Below are 15,085 nucleotides of genomic sequence, written 5' to 3'. Positions count from 1 at the left end.
CGTGTCGTAGCGGTAATAGGTGGCGTAGTTCATGTCGTGATTCCTTTAAATGTGCTTGATCAAACAAAGTGTTCAGGGCTGAAAAAACAAAACCCCCGATCGGGGAGCCGACCGGGGGTTAGATTTCTCTGGCAGGCGACCCCTTGAGTAGTGGGCGCCGATTTCAGTTATCAGGCGCGCCAGTGGCTAAACCAATACCCAAAATAAAAGCTGACAGGTGCGCTCGAACCCTGCACACGGGTAGCCGGTACCGAGCGCGAGGCGCTGGCAGCAGGGCAAACCTGAGTCTGGGTGAGTTGCAACATGTTGTGTCTCCAAATGATGGTGGGAGCTTACTAGAGGCACGCCGGAGGATTCAATCAGTAATTTCTATTGTGTGGTGGTACTTACCGCTATGGGGTGAGTGCCGATATGCTTACCGGACTTTATTGATGATTGCTCGGACGCAACATGACAGCCTTGACCCTTGCTGCTGCTCAATCCATTTCCATTGCTGGCGATGTGCCGGCCAATATTGAACGGCATCTGGCATTCATGCGGGCGGCTGCCGGGTATGGTGTGCAGGTGCTGGTCATTGCCCGCCGCGAGAATGGGTGCTGGACTGGCCAAGAGGTGGATCTCTAAATGGCGTTTAACCTGCGCGCAGCAACAGACCACGATCTGCCGTTCGCACGGACCTTGACCCGCGACGCCATGAGCCGCTATTACGTGCAGTACGACTTGTTGTGGTCCAACGACGGCTTTGACATTGCCTGGGCAGGTCGCGAGAACTGGCTGATTTGCAACGACGACGTCGTGATGGGCTTCATCAGCCTGAGCCGCGACAGCAAGGCTTTGTATATCCGCGAGTTGCACATGCTCGAAAACTTCCGCAGGCAGGGCGCGGGCAGTTGGGTATTGGCGCAGATGGTGCTCAAGGCGCGCCTGCTGGGCCTGGGTCTTTTACGGTTGACCGTGTTCAAGACCAATCCGGCGCGAAGGCTGTACCAGCGCCTGGGGCTGACTATCGTGGGAGAAGAAGAATGCTTTTGGCGCATGGAACGTGAGTGCAGGGCAGCGCCAACTGAGTAAAACAGGCAGGTCCCATGAATAAGCGCATACTGGTTCAAGAAACCAACTTTATTTGTCGCTGTGCTGGACTTCAGATTCGTCCAGAATAATCCCTTCCTTCATGCCCAACAGGACCGCCACCTTGTGGGCCTCTCCACGCCGTCCCTTTTTACGCCCAGCGAGCACTTGATACGTGGTTGCCGGGTCCACGCCGTGTTCCCGGGCGAAGGCTTGAACTGACTTTCCTTGGTGTTCGAGCCAGGCCTTGGCTTGTGCAGCAGTGCGGATTCCGGGCATAGTTCAAAACCGTTCAAGTTTGTTTAATAAAGAGATGAGTGTGTCACCTCTTGGGGTGTGCAAATTTAGGATCATACATCCAAATGAGTGGAATCGGTTCGCGTTTACGGCAGGAAAGAGAGCGACTCGGCCTGTCGCAAAAGATTTTTGGTGAAATAGGAGGCGTTGAAGCCAACGCACAAGGCAAATATGAAAACGGAGGTCGTGCGCCAAAGGCTGACTATCTGTCCCGCGTCGCCGAAAGAGGGGTGGATGTCCTGTATGTATTGACCGGCACCCCAACGCCGATGCAAATGGATAATCTGAGTCACCTTGAAGAGAAGGTACTGGGCAATTATCGAGCGATGTTCAAGGAAGATCAGGATGCAATCCGCCGCTTGACCACCACCCTGGCCGAGCATTCGCTAACGTTGAACGGAAAAGCCAAGCCGCCGCTCGAGGATTCTTGACCTTTCACCCAGGAAATAGCGCCGTTGGTCATTCGACGAACAGGTGCAGCGCGTTGAAACTCTATATATATGACACTTGCAACTAGGTCTGCGCCTTGGTTTTTTGCTAAGGTGTTCAGCAACCTATAAGACCATATCGCGAGGTGTCTGCTTGATTAGGGTGCTAGTAGTCGATGACCATGATCTCGTTCGTACAGGCATTACACGAATGCTGGCTGACATCGATGGCCTGCAAGTAGTCGGCCAGGCTGAGTCGGGGGAAGAGTCCCTGATCAAGGCCCGGGAGTTGAAACCCGATGTGGTACTGATGGACGTCAAGATGCCGGGTATCGGCGGCCTTGGCGCCACCACCAAGCTGTTGCGTAGCCATCCCGACATCAAGGTCGTGGTGGTGACTGTTTGCGAGGAAGACCCCTTTCCCACTCGTCTGTTACAGGCGGGCGCGGCTGGCTACCTGACCAAGGGCGCCGGCCTGGCGGAGATGGTGCAAGCCATTCGCCTGGTGTTTGCCGGCCAGCGTTATATCAGCCCGCAGATTGCCCAGCAGTTAGCCATCAAGTCCTTCCAGCCCACCAGCGACTCGCCATTCGACGCACTGTCGGAGCGGGAAATCCAGATCGCCTTGATGATCGTCGGGTGCCAGAAAGTGCAGGCGATCTCCGATAAGCTGTGCCTGTCACCCAAGACCGTCAACACCTACCGCTATCGCATTTTCGAGAAGCTCGCCATCAGCAGTGATGTTGAATTGACCCTGCTCGCAGTGCGCCACGGCATGGTGGACGCCAGCGCCTGACATGACCACACCGTTTGATCCCAGTGCCTTTCTCTCGACCTGCAGTGGCCGTCCCGGCGTGTACCGCATGTTCGACAGCGAGGCGCGCCTGCTCTACGTGGGCAAAGCCAAGAATCTGAAAAGCCGCCTGTCGAGCTACTTCCGCAAGACCGGCCTGACGACAAAGACCGCCGCGCTGGTGACGCGTATCGCTCAGGTCGAAACCACCATCACCGCCAATGAAACCGAGGCGCTGCTGCTGGAGCAGACGCTGATCAAGGAGTGGCGGCCACCCTACAACATCCTGCTGCGCGATGATAAATCCTACCCTTATGTGTATTTATCCGACGGCAACTTCCCGCGCCTGAGCATTCATCGTGGTGCGAAGAAGCAGAAGGGCAAGTATTTCGGTCCTTATCCCAGCGCCGGTGCGATTCGTGAAAGCTTGAGCCTGCTGCAAAAGACCTTTTTTGTGCGCCAGTGTGAAGACAGCTTCTTCAAGAACCGCACCCGGCCCTGCCTGCAATACCAGATCAAACGCTGCAAGGCGCCTTGCGTGGGCTTGGTGGAGCCGGCGGAGTACGCCGAGGATGTGCGCCATTCGGTGATGTTTCTCGAAGGACGCAGCAATGCGCTCACCGATGAGCTGTCCGGCGCAATGGAGCAGGCGGCAAGTACCCTGGATTTTGAGCGGGCCGCCGAGCTGCGTGACCAGATATCCCTGCTGCGCCGCGTCCAGGACCAGCAAAGCATGGAAGGCGGCACTGGTGACGTCGATGTGATCGCGGCATTCGTCAACCCTGGCGGCGCCTGTGTGCACCTGATCAGCGTGCGTGGCGGGCGAGTGCTGGGCAGTAAGAACTTCTTCCCCCAGACAGGTATCGACGAGGAGGTGGCCGAAGTCATGGCGGCCTTTCTTGGTCAGTATTACGTCAGCAGCCCCGAGCGCGATTTGCCGTCCGAGTTGATCGTCAACGTGGTACATGAGGATTTCCCGGCGTTGATCGAAGCGATCCACGAACTGCGCGGCCGCGAGCTGGACATCAGCCACCGCGTGCGCGGCACCCGCGCCCGCTGGCAGCAACTGGCGGTGACCAATGCCGAACAGGCCCTGGGCGCACGCCTGGCCAATCGACAGCACGTCGCCGCGCGCTTCGAGGCCCTGGCCGAAGTCCTCAACCTCGATGAGCCACCCCAGCGCCTGGAGTGCTACGACATCAGCCATTCCAGCGGCGAGGCCACGGTGGCGTCCTGTGTGGTGTTCGGGCCTGAAGGTCCGATCAAGTCCGATTACCGGCGCTACAACATCGAGGGCGTCACCGCAGGCGACGACTATGCCGCCATGCACCAGGCCCTCACACGGCGTTTCAGCAAGTTGAAGGACGGGGAGGGCAAGCTGCCGGATATCCTGTTGGTGGATGGCGGCAAGGGCCAATTGTCCATGGCCCGTGACGTACTCAACGAGCTGGCGGTACCCGACTTGATCCTGCTTGGCGTGGCCAAGGGCGCCACGCGCAAGGCCGGTTTCGAGACCTTGTACTTGAATGATGCCGCCCATGAGTTCACCTTGAAGGGCGACTCGCCCGCGTTGCACCTGATCCAACAGATTCGCGACGAAGCCCACCGTTTCGCCATTACCGGCCATCGTGCCCGTCGTGGCAAAACCCGGCGAACCTCAACCCTGGAAGGGGTGGCGGGGGTTGGGCCGACACGGCGTCGTGACCTGCTTAAACATTTTGGTGGCTTGCAGGAGCTATCCCGTGCCAGCATTGACGAAATAGCCAAAGCACCCGGTATCAGTAAAAAGCTCGCTGAGCTGATTTATGCCAATCTGCACAGCGAATAGAATGCCTTTCCACCTCGTAGCCAGTTGTGCCGATGAATATCCCTAATCTGATCACCGTTCTACGCGTCCTGCTTATCCCGATTTTCATTCTGTTGTTCTATTTGCCGTACGAATGGAGCTATTTGGCCTCCAGCTCAGTGTTCGCTTTTGCAGCTGCGACCGACTGGCTTGACGGCTACCTGGCTCGTCGCCTGGAGCAGAGCACGCCGTTCGGCGCGTTCCTCGACCCGGTGGCCGACAAACTGATGGTGGCCGTCGCCCTGGTGCTGCTGGTGCAAGAACACGGCAACCTGTGGCTGACCCTGCCGGCAGCCGTGATCATCGGTCGCGAAATCGTCGTTTCGGCCCTGCGTGAATGGATGGCCGAAATCGGTGCCCGCGCTCACGTGGCGGTCTCGAACATGGGCAAGTGGAAAACTGCCGCGCAAATGCTTGCGCTGGTAATCCTGCTGGCCAACCCGTCGGACTTCACCTTCTGGGTCCTGCTGGGCTATGCTTTGCTGCTCATCGCCGCAGGCCTGACCCTGTGGTCCATGCTCCAGTATTTACGCGCTGCCTGGCCTCATCTGCGCACCACCGTTGAAAAGAAATAAAACTTTTTTGAATCAAGGGGTTGACGGGTGATCAGGATTCTATAGAATGCGCATCACCAAGACGCGGGAATAGCTCAGTTGGTAGAGCACGACCTTGCCAAGGTCGGGGTCGCGAGTTCGAGTCTCGTTTCCCGCTCCAAAATTCAGAAAAAGCCACTCAGATGAGTGGCTTTTTTTTTGTGCTTGTGTCGGGTGGCTGTAGAGGTTGACCTCACCCACCAGTGCTGCGCGGCACCGGCCTTTGCGCAGGCTTTCGATGGCCAGGTGCAGGGCGGTCGGTGACGACGAGCAGGCGGTGTCCACCGTCAGGCTCGGCTCGCACAGGTCGGTTGGCGACCAGCCATGGCAGGCCGCTGGGGACCGCCGTCTGCCCGGACTGCCACAGTACAGGTCTCAGCAGTGGCCAGGTGTTGCTGGTGAGGCCGCCGAAGGGTAAGTGGAGCGAGGTGCGGCCAGGGTGCTGTTGCGTGGGGTGCTCGCGTAGCAGATGCTTGACCACATCGCCAAGGTGGCGGCAGTCGAACAGCAAGGTCTTGTTCAGGCCGGGGATGTCAGGCCGATCTCATGAACGGCACCTCTTCGTGCAGCGCTGCCGGGGCCGGTCCGGTGGCCTGCAAAAGTAGGTTGTGCACTAATTCCTTAACGACCGGCTTGAGCGCGGCGTCTTCTCTGGATTGGATCATGTTCGCTCCTTGAACCGACCATGGTGGAGCGTTCGGCGGACACGGGGCCGCCGACGCGAATGCGCCAGGCATTGCTGACTTTCAACGGGCTTGAACGGAGACTGGCGAACTTCTGGCCGTGGTTCGGCGAAGGTTTTACAGCGTGATACTGGTGGCGGGGTAGAACAAAATATTGAGTACGAAGAGGATCATCCAGAAACCGATTTCCAGTGTTTCGGTAATAGGCTGGATCTTTTTGATTGTGCCGTAAACATGCACGAAAAACATCAGCGTGAAGACCACGAAAAGAATATCGAAGGCATAACTGAAACTGGTGCCGGTGGTGGCCGAACGCAACATCGCTACTTCAACGACAAGGATGAACGCACCTAGGCAGCGGCCGAAATAGATAGCCAGGTGTTCGTGTTCGGGGGCCGTCCAACGCATGAGCCGAGCCCATTGGAGTGGGGCGAAAAAGATGGGTAAGGCAAAGAAGAGGGTGGTCACCACCATCAGGGTTGTGATGTATTCCTTGCTGTATTGCGCATAGTAACCAAGCATTTAAGAACTCCTTGTCTCATCGGCGCATCTAGGCGTCCGGCAGTAATTATTATTGTTATGACTGGCTGATTTCGCGGTGTGAAGTATTGCGAGGGCTGACCAAAAGCGTCAATTGCACAAAAGCGCCTGCTACCAAAGGCGCGCAGGGGGAGTAGTACCACTCTCACACTAAGTTTCGGCGGATGGCAGTGGTATCTGGGCAGCGCTCACTGCGGCGGCGGCGACTGGCGTTTGCTCGACGCGAAACAGGTAGTGTCCTCTTGGGCTCTCGCCATATGCGTCAGAGTGAAGACTTCATTAGTTTCTCAGGAGCAAGCTTGAGTGGCTGTCAGTCCGAGGCCCTTTTAGCTGGCGCGAAGCAGTCGTAGGCCAGGCCCTGCGATCGCTCTATTCATACACCGTCACGCGATTTCGCCCGGCCTTCTTTGATGCAAACAGTGCATGGTCCGCCCAGGCGATCAGCTCAGCATAGTTGATCGATTGCTGGCTCAGGTCGGCCACCCCCAGGCTGATGGTGAAACGGATGCTCTGACCGTTGTGCAGCACTTCCAGCCCTTCGACTGCCTTACGCAGACGCTCGGCGAACACCCATCCATTGGTCTTGTCGGTGTCCGATAGCACCACGCCGAACTCCTCGCCACCATAACGCCCAGCCATATCGGTTTCGCGCACATGCTCGTGGATCAGCCTGGCGATTTCCTCGATGACTTTGTCGCCCGCCTGATGACCATAGGTGTCGTTGATCTGCTTGAAGTGGTCGATATCCAACATCACGAGGCTGGTGGCATTGCCGTAACGCTGGTGCCGCGCATAGGCGCCTTTCAGGCTTTCTTCCCAGTGACCGCGGTTGTACAAGCCCGTCAGCCGATCGGTCCTGGAGAGTTGTTGCAATTGCGCATTGGCGGCCTGGAGTTGATGCCGGTTGGTGGCGACGTCAGTGACGTCATAGATCACCAGGCAAATATGCTTGATTTTGCCATCGGTGGAGCGCAGCGGTAACAACGTGGTGTTCTGGTACATAAACTCTTCCTGGCCGGTGATCGGCTGGTAGTTCTTGAACCGCACCAGATACGGGCGTAGCTCCCAGATAGTGAACGCGGGCGTGCCCAGGGTAGCGACGCTTTCCACCTTGCGGCTGAACCATTGTTGGTCGATTTCGGGAAACAGACTCAAGAAATTCTGATTTTGGGCGTCCTTGGGCTGCAACCCGGAGCGGTTCTCCATGAAGGTGTTCCAGACCTGCACGCAATAGTTGCGGTCGAGCACCACAACACCGACGTCGATGTTCTGGACGATTGCCAGCAACCAGTGAAACTCGTTCAGATCGAGAGAATCGTTCATGGCTCAGTTCGTCAAGTAGGCGAGTTTGTGGGTCAATCGTTCGATTGAGTCTTCTGTGAACAGCAACAGCAGGTCGAAACGAATATCATGCCCTTCCAGGCTGTAGCTGATTTCCACTGCCAGGGTCTTTTTCCAGCGCTTGCGGTTGACCTGAATCAGCTCATCGATGCTCGCGTGCTGCCCGAGGATTTGCGGGTGACCTTGAGAAAACACCACATCGATTTGCTCGGCAATACTGCTCAGGCAAGCACCGATCAGAACGCTGGAGAGGTCTAGCAGCATTTCCAGGTCCGAATAATCGGCACTCTGGCGCTGCATCAATTGCGCTATGTCGGCGATTTCCGAGTCGTGAAACATCAGCAGCGCTTCGCCAGCGATGCCACTGCCGATAAAACCCTGGCAGATGGCGGTGAGTTTCTTGCAAGTGCTGGCATCGGTCAGCGCCATGTGCAACTCGCCGACTTCGAGGATGTTCACGTTCGGCACTGGTAACTGCACGAAGACGCCCAACACCTTGGCTATCAGGGCGGCCGCTCGGCCGATGGCAACGTTGACCGTTTCACGGAATACATCGTGAAAACTGATGATCGGGTTCGCTGCCAGACGATTCCTCTGCGGGATGTAGCCGGGTTCCGTCAGTATCCCCAACTGACTGAGCGTCTGGCGCAGGTCGTTCTCGTCAAAAGGCTTTTTCAGGAATGCCAGCGCGCCCAGTGCAAGCACGCGGCGCACCGCTTCTTCCTGAATGTCAGCGGAGATCACGATGACCTGCGCCGCCAAGCCTTCGGCGCGTAAGGCGCTCAACACCTGATAACCATCCATCTCCGGCATGGTCAGGTCGAGCAGCACCACCTGCCCCAAACCCAGGCGTATGGCATCCATGGCCTCATGACCATTACCGGCTTCTGTGACCGAAACCGGCCAGTCCGCCGGCAGCGCCCTTAACACCTGCTTACGAGCCATGCTGGAGTCGTCACATACTAGTAGCGGAGTCAATGACAAAAGATAGGCACTCATCGGTATTGAACATCGGGGAAAGCCCTACGGCCCATCATGTTCTGTAAGCATATCAGTACCACGTTATAAGCAGGGTTGTATTGAGGCGGTAGCCGAGCCATTGACGATTGACTCGCCAACCCCAGCGCCTCACAAAAAACAGGCGCGTGTTACTTCGCCAGTAAACCCTAGGGAAACTCCGATCAACTCGCGATGAGCATGCTTTTAGTCGAATCGAAAACGACTTTCAGCGTTGCTTAGCGCAGAAAGGCCCGTCCGCACTGCTTCGTCGGGCATTTCAGCCCCGTTCCCGACGTTACGCGCGCAACTCACCCATACCCATCAGCTGTTTTCGAGCCATCCACAGGTTTGACAGGGCGAACAGCGTCATCAACTGAGCTGTGTTGGTAGAACGGTTCGATGAGCCCCAGTAACTGGCTCATGGGCAGCTCGGATCAGCAAGTCAGGCGTATTTCAGCACATCTGCGGACTTGTTCGGAGAGTCCCTTCCATTAATTGTCTATGTAAGTGAAATCTTCCCAGCAGCGCCCATCAAAACGCAGTAATTTTTCAGATGAAAGTGCCCACATGACACCGTCTTTTGATTCGATGCAACTGACTTCCTTAGCCATGATGTGGAGTTTTTTGATGTTGTTAACGATGATTTTGTAAATGCCATCACTGGCACCTATATAGACAATGCCTTGGAGTTCAGTCGCTGAGTAAAAGTCAGCATCTTTATACAGTAGCGTCAATCAAGTGGACTGATTGTTATGGATTTTCCTTTATATAATCGATGCTTCATCGCTATTCCATGCCACACCGCCCATTTAAATTAAAATCTTGCAATTCCTCACTTTAAATAACAAGTTTCCGATCCTGAAGTAACTTCAAGTATGACAATCCTTCTGGGTCGTCGTGAAATAAAGAATCACCATCCAGCATGTAGGTCTTTAATAGAAACTCTACACCCTTGTCTGTCATGTCGAGCAACGTATGGCACTGCCCTAGCCGGTAAAGGATATATGGATTTTCAGTTCCGGCTGGCCCATTGAGGGCATCAAAAAAACTCTCGAGTGCTATCTTGATGTGGCCGAGCTGGTATTGGGCATCCCCCACAGAAGCTGATAGCCAAGTGTAAGCTTCCCACTCGACCTTAGGTTCTGGCAGCAGAGTTAGTGCTTTAGTCCATTGGTCAACGGCCCTGCTGAACTCATTAACTTCACACAAGTTGTTACCCGCTTCCGACAACTCATGAATTTTCTCGTAAATATCATCCGGCAGTTGATTTTCCATTCTAAGGGTGCCCCGTATTGTAATTAAATAATACTTTTGTATTTCTCAGGCTCGCCGTTAAAGCAGCGCCCCTTGGATATCTTGGCAGCTTTTATGAGTGATTTTTTTGCGTTCTCCAAATCGCCAAGTTCAAAGTAGATAGTCCCCAATATAAAATATGGGCCATCTTGGTATGGTTTGACTGTGCCAGATAAAAACAAGTTATTCATTACCTTCAAGGCCGCTGAAAAATTCCCCGTATCTCTATACAGCTCTGCCACTGCATGAGCAAAGCTTTTACTTACATCCCATCCAAATTTAGGATCAGGAAGTTTGCTCCAAGCTTCTTCGGCCAATTTTGTGGCGGATTGCTTATCACCAGTGGTTAGAGCTTTTTGCGCATGGCGAAGAATTACGTCTATTTCATCTCTAACGGATTCGTTTAAATCTTTCATCTGTTTGTATTTCCTACTTTAATGGTGGAAGGTAAGTTTCACCTAGCTTAGCTCCTGCGGATCTATTGATGGAGTAGTGATCAAGTGTATAATTTTTTGAATCAAGCATCCACTTCCGAACTTCTGGAGATTTTGCGCCTAAGTGCCGTCCCTTATAATTCCACCATTTGACAGCATCCTTATTATGGGCCATGTCGGCATCTTTGAGGGGATACCATTCGCCATCAGAGGCCTTAAATTCAGTACCATTTTTCCCCTCTCTAAGCTTATCCTCAGTTCGCATCCGCTCTTGCACTTCTTCTCCGGTCCGTGACCCCTTTCCTGGTGTCCGCCCAAGATATTTCTCTCGTAAAGATTTTTTGCCCTCGAGAATTTTGGCTCCCGAGGTTTCACTAGCCCTCTTGGCGCTTTTCTCCGCCGCCTCTTGCGTCGTCCGTTGGACTGCCTCTGTGCCAAGACGATGAGCACTTTTACCAACCAGCACACTTCCCTTTATTGCATCTCCTGCAAAGGGTATCGCCGCAACTGCTGAGAGGCCAGCATTGACCGCATCACCCTCAGCAGCGTAGATCCCGGCATTAATCAGGTCCGGAATCGCACCCAGCCCCGGCACGAAGCCCAGTACATCCAAGCCGCCGTGAACCCATGGGCTTGCACTGCCCCACCAGCCTTTCTCTGCCTCTGTTTCCGGTTCTATTGGTGGATTTGCCTGTATGGCGGGGACGGCGGCGGGGGCTGTTTCACCCACAACCCGCCCAATGGTATTGCCACTCTTGAACGAACTGAACGACGGCAGGATCGCCTGTTCGGTGCGCAGGTAGCCCGCCCGCAGGGCCTCGTATTCTTCCTCCTGCATCTCCTTGCTTTCGTGTATTTCGTTGCCCATGGCGTCGCGCCAGAAGGCATCGATTTGCACTCCACCATTCTCGCCTTGCTGCAGCAGCATTTCGGCTGGGCCGACGATGCTGTCAGGGGGCGGTCGGACGGAGACGCTAATCGCATGCACCCGCACCGGGGCTAGGTTGGTCGGTTCTGCCATGCGTTAAGCCCCATTCATCCAGAACTTGTCGCCATGGCGCACCACCAACTTGCCTTCGGCGCGCACCGTGTTGCTCTTCTCCAGGGGATAGCACTTGCCGCCGACGGTATGGCTCTTGATGCCTTTGGCCGCGCCAGCCCCATCACCCTCGGTGGTCGGCACCAGGCTCTTGTCGAACACCAACACGGGCTTGCCGTTGGCGCGAACGGATTTGGCCACGTCTGTGGCGGTTTTTAGCTCGGCAGTGACAGGGTAGGGCACCGGCGGTATGGCGCTGCCCATCGGGGTTTTGCACACGTCGGGGACTATGCTGACCACCTTCCATTTGCCCTGCTTGCGGGCGATGACGTTATCGGCCATGTCAGAGCAGCTCCTTTGCGGAGCGCTTGATCAGCGGTGCATTCGGATCAGTTTCGAAGCGCGCTTCCAGGACGCGGATGTCCAGGTGGTTGGGCAGGCTGATGCGGTGGGTCAAGGCCAGGGTCATGGCTTCGGTGTCGATGCGCAGGGTGTCGGTGAGCATTGGCAGCGGCAGCATGGCGCCGTTGTGCAAGCGCAGGAGGGCAAAAGGGCGATGGCCATGGAGTTCGACACATAACGAGCCGTCGGGAGTGGACTCGGGAGCGGTCAGGTTGAACAGTTCAAGACGAAACGCCGGTGGTGGAAACTCGATCTGCTGGTCGGCCGGCGCGCCGTTCCAGTAACCGAAATCGAAATCCGTCGGCAGCCCCGGCCAGCGTTCCTGTTGCCATGTGGTGCCATAGGTTCCCGCGAGTCGCAGGCGCGGCGCCCAGGCCCGGCCCACAATGCTAAAACCGGCCGGTTGGTTCTTGTAGTTGGCCGCGATCCGCGCCATGCCGTTAGCGTCGGGTTCACCCTCGGGATGTTTGGCCCGGACGAGACGCCATACCGGTTTGTCGATAGGCTCGATCTGCGGTGCGGGAAGTTCGCGCAGCGGATTGTCCAGTTGATAGCCCAGATCTTCCTGGCGCTTTTCGATCCAGCCTCGGCCCAGTGGGTTGCTGTAGCAGACTTCGTTGAGCAAATAGGGCGCAGTGTTTGTATCAACTGCATGTTCGGGATTGGGCACCACACTGCTGCCGCCGAAGGCATATTCCCAACGCAAAGGCACTAAGGTGGCCGGCAGCGGTTCGGACAATTGCCAACCGCCGAACAGGCTGTGTCTGAACTGCCGTGGGCCGGTGAATTTCAGGTGTTTTTCCAACAAGTAGCGGCGTGTCGGTGCTTCGGAGCGCTGTTTCAACGCCTCTTGCCGGGCGGCTTGCCAGGCAAATAATTGGTCCTGGTTCAGCCGTTCGCCGGGGCTCAACGGTGTTGGCAGCGGCATGTCGATACTGGGCGGTGCCACTGGCACACTGATTCGCAGGCCGGCGCTCCAGTGCGCGGCAGGTTGGCCCTGTGGTGCATAAGCATTGCCCACCACAATCACGTCACAGCGTGGTTTGAATGGCGCGAGGTCACTTTCCTCGCAGACGCTGCTCGATCCTTCCTCGCCGTAGTAGCTATCGGCGGTGCACAGCGACAGCGGATCCTCCTCCAGCACCTCGACTCGAAATTGCCCCGTTTGCCCGTCAATCGGCAGCAGCCGATAACCCACCTTCATGACCAGCACCGGATACTCTTGATCGTCCATGCCCAGCGCACAGAAACACAGCGCATCGAAGGGCGTCAGATTGCGAAATTCCATGACGCCCCCTAGTTGATATCCACGTCTTTACCGTTGATTTGCACCGCTCCGGTGGCGCTGAAATCGAAGGTGCGGCCATTGATCAGCACGGTGCCGTCGGACTTCATGACCAGAGTGGATTTGCCCACCGTGACCTTGAATTCATCACCGGCAGCGATGCTGAAACGCTTGCCGACCACCACCGACTTGTGGATGCCGATCTGCTCGCTCTGGCTCAGGCCCACGGTGGTGTTCATCGCCGCGCCGACGCTGGTCTGATACGCCGCACCAACAGTCAACGCCTTGGCCAAACCAATGGTTTCGGCTTTAGCCAGCTTGATGGTCTCGGTCTTGTTGCCGCCGATGGTTACGCTGCGGTTGGCGCCGATGCTGATGGTTTCGTTCTGGCCGACGTCTTCAGTGCGGTGATCGCCGATGGACACGGTTTCGTTGTGTTCCACCCGCTCCTTGCGGTCGTTGCCGATGAAGATGCCGTTGTTGTGTTTGATATGGACGTTCTTATCTTTTTCGGCATGGATAAACACCTCCTGGTGACCCAGCTCATCTTCAAAGCGCAGCTCATTGAACCCTTCGCCCTTGTGGGTTTGGCTTTTGATGGTCATACGCGTCTTGTGTTTGGGCAGCTCATACGGCGGCAGATTGGTCGCGCGGTAAGTGCGACCCGTGGCGATGGGTTGGTCCGGATCGCCGTCGAGGTAGCTGATGATCAGTTCCTGGCCGACACGGGGAATCGCCATGGCGCCCCATGTCGCTCCCGCCCAACCCTGCGCCACCCGAATCCAGCACGAACGCTGGTCGTTGTTTTGGTCCGAGCGATCCCAGGGGAACTGCACCTTGACCCGGCCCCATTCATCGCAATAGATCTCTTCCCCCGGCGGGCCGACCACCGTGGCGATCTGCGGGCCGTCGATGCAGGGTTTGTCGCGCAGCGGGGCTTTCCAGTCAGAGGTGCAGCGGATGGCGCTGGCCTGCATTTCATAGGATGTGCCGGGGCCGCTGCCGAATGACTCTTCCTGCAAGCTGGTGTGCTGTTTGCCCTGGTGTTTGATGGCGATGGTGCGCCAACGATCGTTGAAGTCTTCGCGCGGGTGATCGCTTAGATCGAACGCCAACCCCGGTTGCAGGCGTTCATCGTCGCCTTCCAGCTGCGCCAGCTTGGCGTCGTTGCGCAGCGCCGCCAGACGGGTCTGGGTAAAGGGCTTGCCGGCGATGTCGCGTTTGTAGCGACCGGGATAGTCGTAGCGTTCGTAGTCCTTGTGCTGGTTGTTCAGGTCCTGGCCGCCGGTGGCGGTGTGCTGCTGGTTGTAGCGCGGGTGGGTGAAGGTGTAGTCGCGCTGCACCTGCACGGCGGTGCGCACTTGTTCGGTGTAGTGGAAGCGGCTCAGTGCCGGTTGCGTGGTATCGCCGCCGGCTATCGGTTGGTAGATCACCGGGCAGTCAGCGTGGGTGCCGAGGGTGCCGAGTCCACCGACGCGGTCGGTGAGGACCAGGGTGTGGCCGTCGGCGCGGTGTTCGAAGGTGTAGAGCAGGCCTTCCTCGGCGGCGAGGCGGGCGATGAAGTCGAGGTCGGTTTCGCCGGCTTGCACGCAGTATTCGCGGGGTTGGTGCCCGGAGCAGATGTCGCTGCGCAGGTCGCTCAGATTTTGCTCGGCCAATACGTGGGTGATGATGTCGGGCGCGGTCTGGCCCTGGAAGATGCGCCAGTTGGAACGCAGGCCGAAGCGCGCCAGGGTGGGCTCGACCACCGCGGTGTAACGGGTGCGACGAAAGCCGGTGTCGCCCTGCTGAAACAGGCTGACCAGGCCGTGGACGTAGCGCACCGGGGTGTCATGGCGCCAAATGGTGAACACCGCGGCGAGATCGAGCATGCGGTAGAAGTCGATGGCCGGGAGGTGACTGACCAGCTCCAGTTCAAGCTTGAAAGGTTGAGAGAGGCCTTCTTCGAGGGTGAACGCAACCACTTCGAAGGGATCGCCCCGCAGCGGTTTGAAGGTGTAATGCAGGTCGCTTTGACGGGGCATGAGACCTCCTTGTTGTGCAT

General features: G+C 56.8%; 17 protein-coding genes, 1 tRNA gene and 2 pseudogenes. 7 read left to right on the top strand and 13 right to left on the bottom strand.

The annotated features are described in order from the left end of the window. Positions 1-450: 450 nt before the first annotated feature. A pseudogene (locus tag BLR63_RS31175) lies at positions 451-573 on the top strand (carbon-nitrogen hydrolase family protein); the annotation flags it as partial. A gap of 51 nt (positions 574-624) precedes the next feature. Next, positions 625-1,071, top strand: coding sequence for a GNAT family N-acetyltransferase (locus BLR63_RS11605; protein WP_010566018.1), 447 nt, complete (start codon positions 625-627; stop codon positions 1,069-1,071). 48 nt (positions 1,072-1,119) lie between these two features. Here the strand turns inward: BLR63_RS11605 and BLR63_RS11600 are convergent, their stop codons facing one another. Beyond that, positions 1,120-1,347: a DNA-binding protein gene (locus tag BLR63_RS11600; RefSeq protein WP_010566017.1), complete on the bottom strand. Its 228-nt coding sequence runs from the start codon at positions 1,345-1,347 to the stop codon at positions 1,120-1,122. A gap of 83 nt (positions 1,348-1,430) precedes the next feature. Between BLR63_RS11600 and BLR63_RS11595 the strand changes: the two genes are divergently transcribed. The 5 genes from BLR63_RS11595 (at position 1,431) to BLR63_RS11575 (ending at position 5,146) form a co-directional block, all read left to right on the top strand. Next, positions 1,431-1,796, top strand: a complete 366-nt coding sequence (locus tag BLR63_RS11595) for a helix-turn-helix domain-containing protein (RefSeq protein ID WP_010566016.1) — start codon at positions 1,431-1,433, stop codon at positions 1,794-1,796. A 151-nt stretch (positions 1,797-1,947) separates the two neighbouring features. Further along, positions 1,948-2,589, top strand: a complete 642-nt coding sequence (gene gacA / locus BLR63_RS11590) for a response regulator transcription factor GacA (RefSeq protein WP_010566015.1) — start codon at positions 1,948-1,950, stop codon at positions 2,587-2,589. Between the two features lies 1 nt (position 2,590). Beyond that, entirely contained in the window at positions 2,591-4,414 is a 1,824-nt protein-coding gene (gene uvrC, locus BLR63_RS11585) for an excinuclease ABC subunit UvrC (protein WP_010566014.1), read from the top strand. Between the two features lie 32 nt (positions 4,415-4,446). Continuing rightward, a complete protein-coding gene (gene pgsA / locus BLR63_RS11580) occupies positions 4,447-5,007 on the top strand; it encodes a CDP-diacylglycerol--glycerol-3-phosphate 3-phosphatidyltransferase (RefSeq protein WP_010566013.1) in 561 nt (186 codons plus the stop codon). Between the two features lie 63 nt (positions 5,008-5,070). Continuing rightward, positions 5,071-5,146, top strand: a tRNA-Gly gene (locus tag BLR63_RS11575). Positions 5,147-5,247: 101 nt separating this feature from the next. Here the strand turns inward: BLR63_RS11575 and BLR63_RS32340 are convergent. From BLR63_RS32340 to BLR63_RS11520, 12 genes and pseudogenes are all read right to left on the bottom strand, one after another. After that, a pseudogene (locus BLR63_RS32340) lies at positions 5,248-5,310 on the bottom strand (beta-ketoacyl synthase N-terminal-like domain-containing protein); the annotation flags it as partial. Between the two features lie 248 nt (positions 5,311-5,558). Continuing rightward, positions 5,559-5,690, bottom strand: coding sequence for a hypothetical protein (locus tag BLR63_RS32125; protein WP_258170909.1), 132 nt, complete (start codon positions 5,688-5,690; stop codon positions 5,559-5,561). 135 nt (positions 5,691-5,825) lie between these two features. Further along, positions 5,826-6,230, bottom strand: a complete 405-nt coding sequence (locus tag BLR63_RS11565; RefSeq protein ID WP_010566012.1) for a hypothetical protein — start codon at positions 6,228-6,230, stop codon at positions 5,826-5,828. 387 nt (positions 6,231-6,617) lie between these two features. Then, positions 6,618-7,571, bottom strand: coding sequence for a sensor domain-containing diguanylate cyclase (locus BLR63_RS11560; RefSeq protein ID WP_010566011.1), 954 nt, complete (start codon positions 7,569-7,571; stop codon positions 6,618-6,620). A 3-nt stretch (positions 7,572-7,574) separates the two neighbouring features. Beyond that, complete coding sequence (locus tag BLR63_RS11555) at positions 7,575-8,534, bottom strand: response regulator (RefSeq protein ID WP_231998165.1); 960 nt, start codon at positions 8,532-8,534, stop codon at positions 7,575-7,577. A gap of 545 nt (positions 8,535-9,079) precedes the next feature. Continuing rightward, positions 9,080-9,322 carry a hypothetical protein gene (locus BLR63_RS11550; protein WP_010566009.1) on the bottom strand — a complete coding sequence of 81 codons (243 nt, stop codon included), beginning with the start codon at positions 9,320-9,322 and terminating at the stop codon, positions 9,080-9,082. A 103-nt stretch (positions 9,323-9,425) separates the two neighbouring features. Beyond that, positions 9,426-9,863 carry a tetratricopeptide repeat protein gene (locus tag BLR63_RS11545; RefSeq protein ID WP_010566008.1) on the bottom strand — a complete coding sequence of 146 codons (438 nt, stop codon included), beginning with the start codon at positions 9,861-9,863 and terminating at the stop codon, positions 9,426-9,428. A 23-nt stretch (positions 9,864-9,886) separates the two neighbouring features. Continuing rightward, the gene (locus tag BLR63_RS11540) at positions 9,887-10,297 is read right to left on the bottom strand and encodes a tetratricopeptide repeat protein (RefSeq protein ID WP_010566007.1); all 411 of its coding nucleotides are present in this window, start codon (positions 10,295-10,297) and stop codon (positions 9,887-9,889) included. A 13-nt stretch (positions 10,298-10,310) separates the two neighbouring features. Further along, on the bottom strand, positions 10,311-11,336 hold the full coding sequence (locus BLR63_RS31635; protein ID WP_010566006.1) for a GH-E family nuclease: 1,026 nt from the start codon (positions 11,334-11,336) through the stop codon (positions 10,311-10,313). Positions 11,337-11,339: 3 nt separating this feature from the next. Beyond that, complete coding sequence (locus BLR63_RS11530; RefSeq protein ID WP_010566005.1) at positions 11,340-11,696, bottom strand: DUF4150 domain-containing protein; 357 nt, start codon at positions 11,694-11,696, stop codon at positions 11,340-11,342. 1 nt (position 11,697) lies between these two features. Then, on the bottom strand, positions 11,698-13,044 hold the full coding sequence (locus BLR63_RS11525) for a DUF2169 family type VI secretion system accessory protein (protein ID WP_010566004.1): 1,347 nt from the start codon (positions 13,042-13,044) through the stop codon (positions 11,698-11,700). 8 nt (positions 13,045-13,052) lie between these two features. Then, positions 13,053-15,065 carry a type VI secretion system Vgr family protein gene (locus BLR63_RS11520; protein WP_083365949.1) on the bottom strand — a complete coding sequence of 671 codons (2,013 nt, stop codon included), beginning with the start codon at positions 15,063-15,065 and terminating at the stop codon, positions 13,053-13,055. Positions 15,066-15,085: the final 20 nt, after the last annotated feature.

Origin of the sequence: Pseudomonas extremaustralis (assembly GCF_900102035.1) — a bacterium.
GTDB classification, from domain to species: Bacteria; Pseudomonadota; Gammaproteobacteria; order Pseudomonadales; family Pseudomonadaceae; genus Aquipseudomonas; species Aquipseudomonas extremaustralis.
This window is presented reverse-complemented; position numbering and strand designations above follow the sequence as displayed.

Excerpts from the sequence above, each read along its gene's own strand:
- BLR63_RS11605 (WP_010566018.1), top strand. The coding sequence starts at position 625 with ATGGCGTTTAACCTGCGCGCAGCAACAGACCACGATCTGCCGTTCGCA.
- BLR63_RS11600 (WP_010566017.1), bottom strand. The coding sequence starts at position 1,347 with ATGCCCGGAATCCGCACTGCTGCACAAGCCAAGGCCTGGCTCGAACAC.
- BLR63_RS11595 (WP_010566016.1), top strand. The coding sequence starts at position 1,431 with ATGAGTGGAATCGGTTCGCGTTTACGGCAGGAAAGAGAGCGACTCGGC.
- uvrC (WP_010566014.1), top strand. The coding sequence starts at position 2,591 with ATGACCACACCGTTTGATCCCAGTGCCTTTCTCTCGACCTGCAGTGGC.
- pgsA (WP_010566013.1), top strand. The coding sequence starts at position 4,447 with ATGAATATCCCTAATCTGATCACCGTTCTACGCGTCCTGCTTATCCCG.
- BLR63_RS32125 (WP_258170909.1), bottom strand. The coding sequence starts at position 5,690 with ATGATCCAATCCAGAGAAGACGCCGCGCTCAAGCCGGTCGTTAAGGAA.
- BLR63_RS11565 (WP_010566012.1), bottom strand. The coding sequence starts at position 6,230 with ATGCTTGGTTACTATGCGCAATACAGCAAGGAATACATCACAACCCTG.
- BLR63_RS11560 (WP_010566011.1), bottom strand. The coding sequence starts at position 7,571 with ATGAACGATTCTCTCGATCTGAACGAGTTTCACTGGTTGCTGGCAATC.
- BLR63_RS11555 (WP_231998165.1), bottom strand. The coding sequence starts at position 8,534 with ATGGCTCGTAAGCAGGTGTTAAGGGCGCTGCCGGCGGACTGGCCGGTT.
- BLR63_RS11545 (WP_010566008.1), bottom strand. The coding sequence starts at position 9,863 with ATGGAAAATCAACTGCCGGATGATATTTACGAGAAAATTCATGAGTTG.
- BLR63_RS11540 (WP_010566007.1), bottom strand. The coding sequence starts at position 10,297 with ATGAAAGATTTAAACGAATCCGTTAGAGATGAAATAGACGTAATTCTT.
- BLR63_RS31635 (WP_010566006.1), bottom strand. The coding sequence starts at position 11,336 with ATGGCAGAACCGACCAACCTAGCCCCGGTGCGGGTGCATGCGATTAGC.
- BLR63_RS11530 (WP_010566005.1), bottom strand. The coding sequence starts at position 11,696 with ATGGCCGATAACGTCATCGCCCGCAAGCAGGGCAAATGGAAGGTGGTC.
- BLR63_RS11525 (WP_010566004.1), bottom strand. The coding sequence starts at position 13,044 with ATGGAATTTCGCAATCTGACGCCCTTCGATGCGCTGTGTTTCTGTGCG.
- BLR63_RS11520 (WP_083365949.1), bottom strand. The coding sequence starts at position 15,065 with ATGCCCCGTCAAAGCGACCTGCATTACACCTTCAAACCGCTGCGGGGC.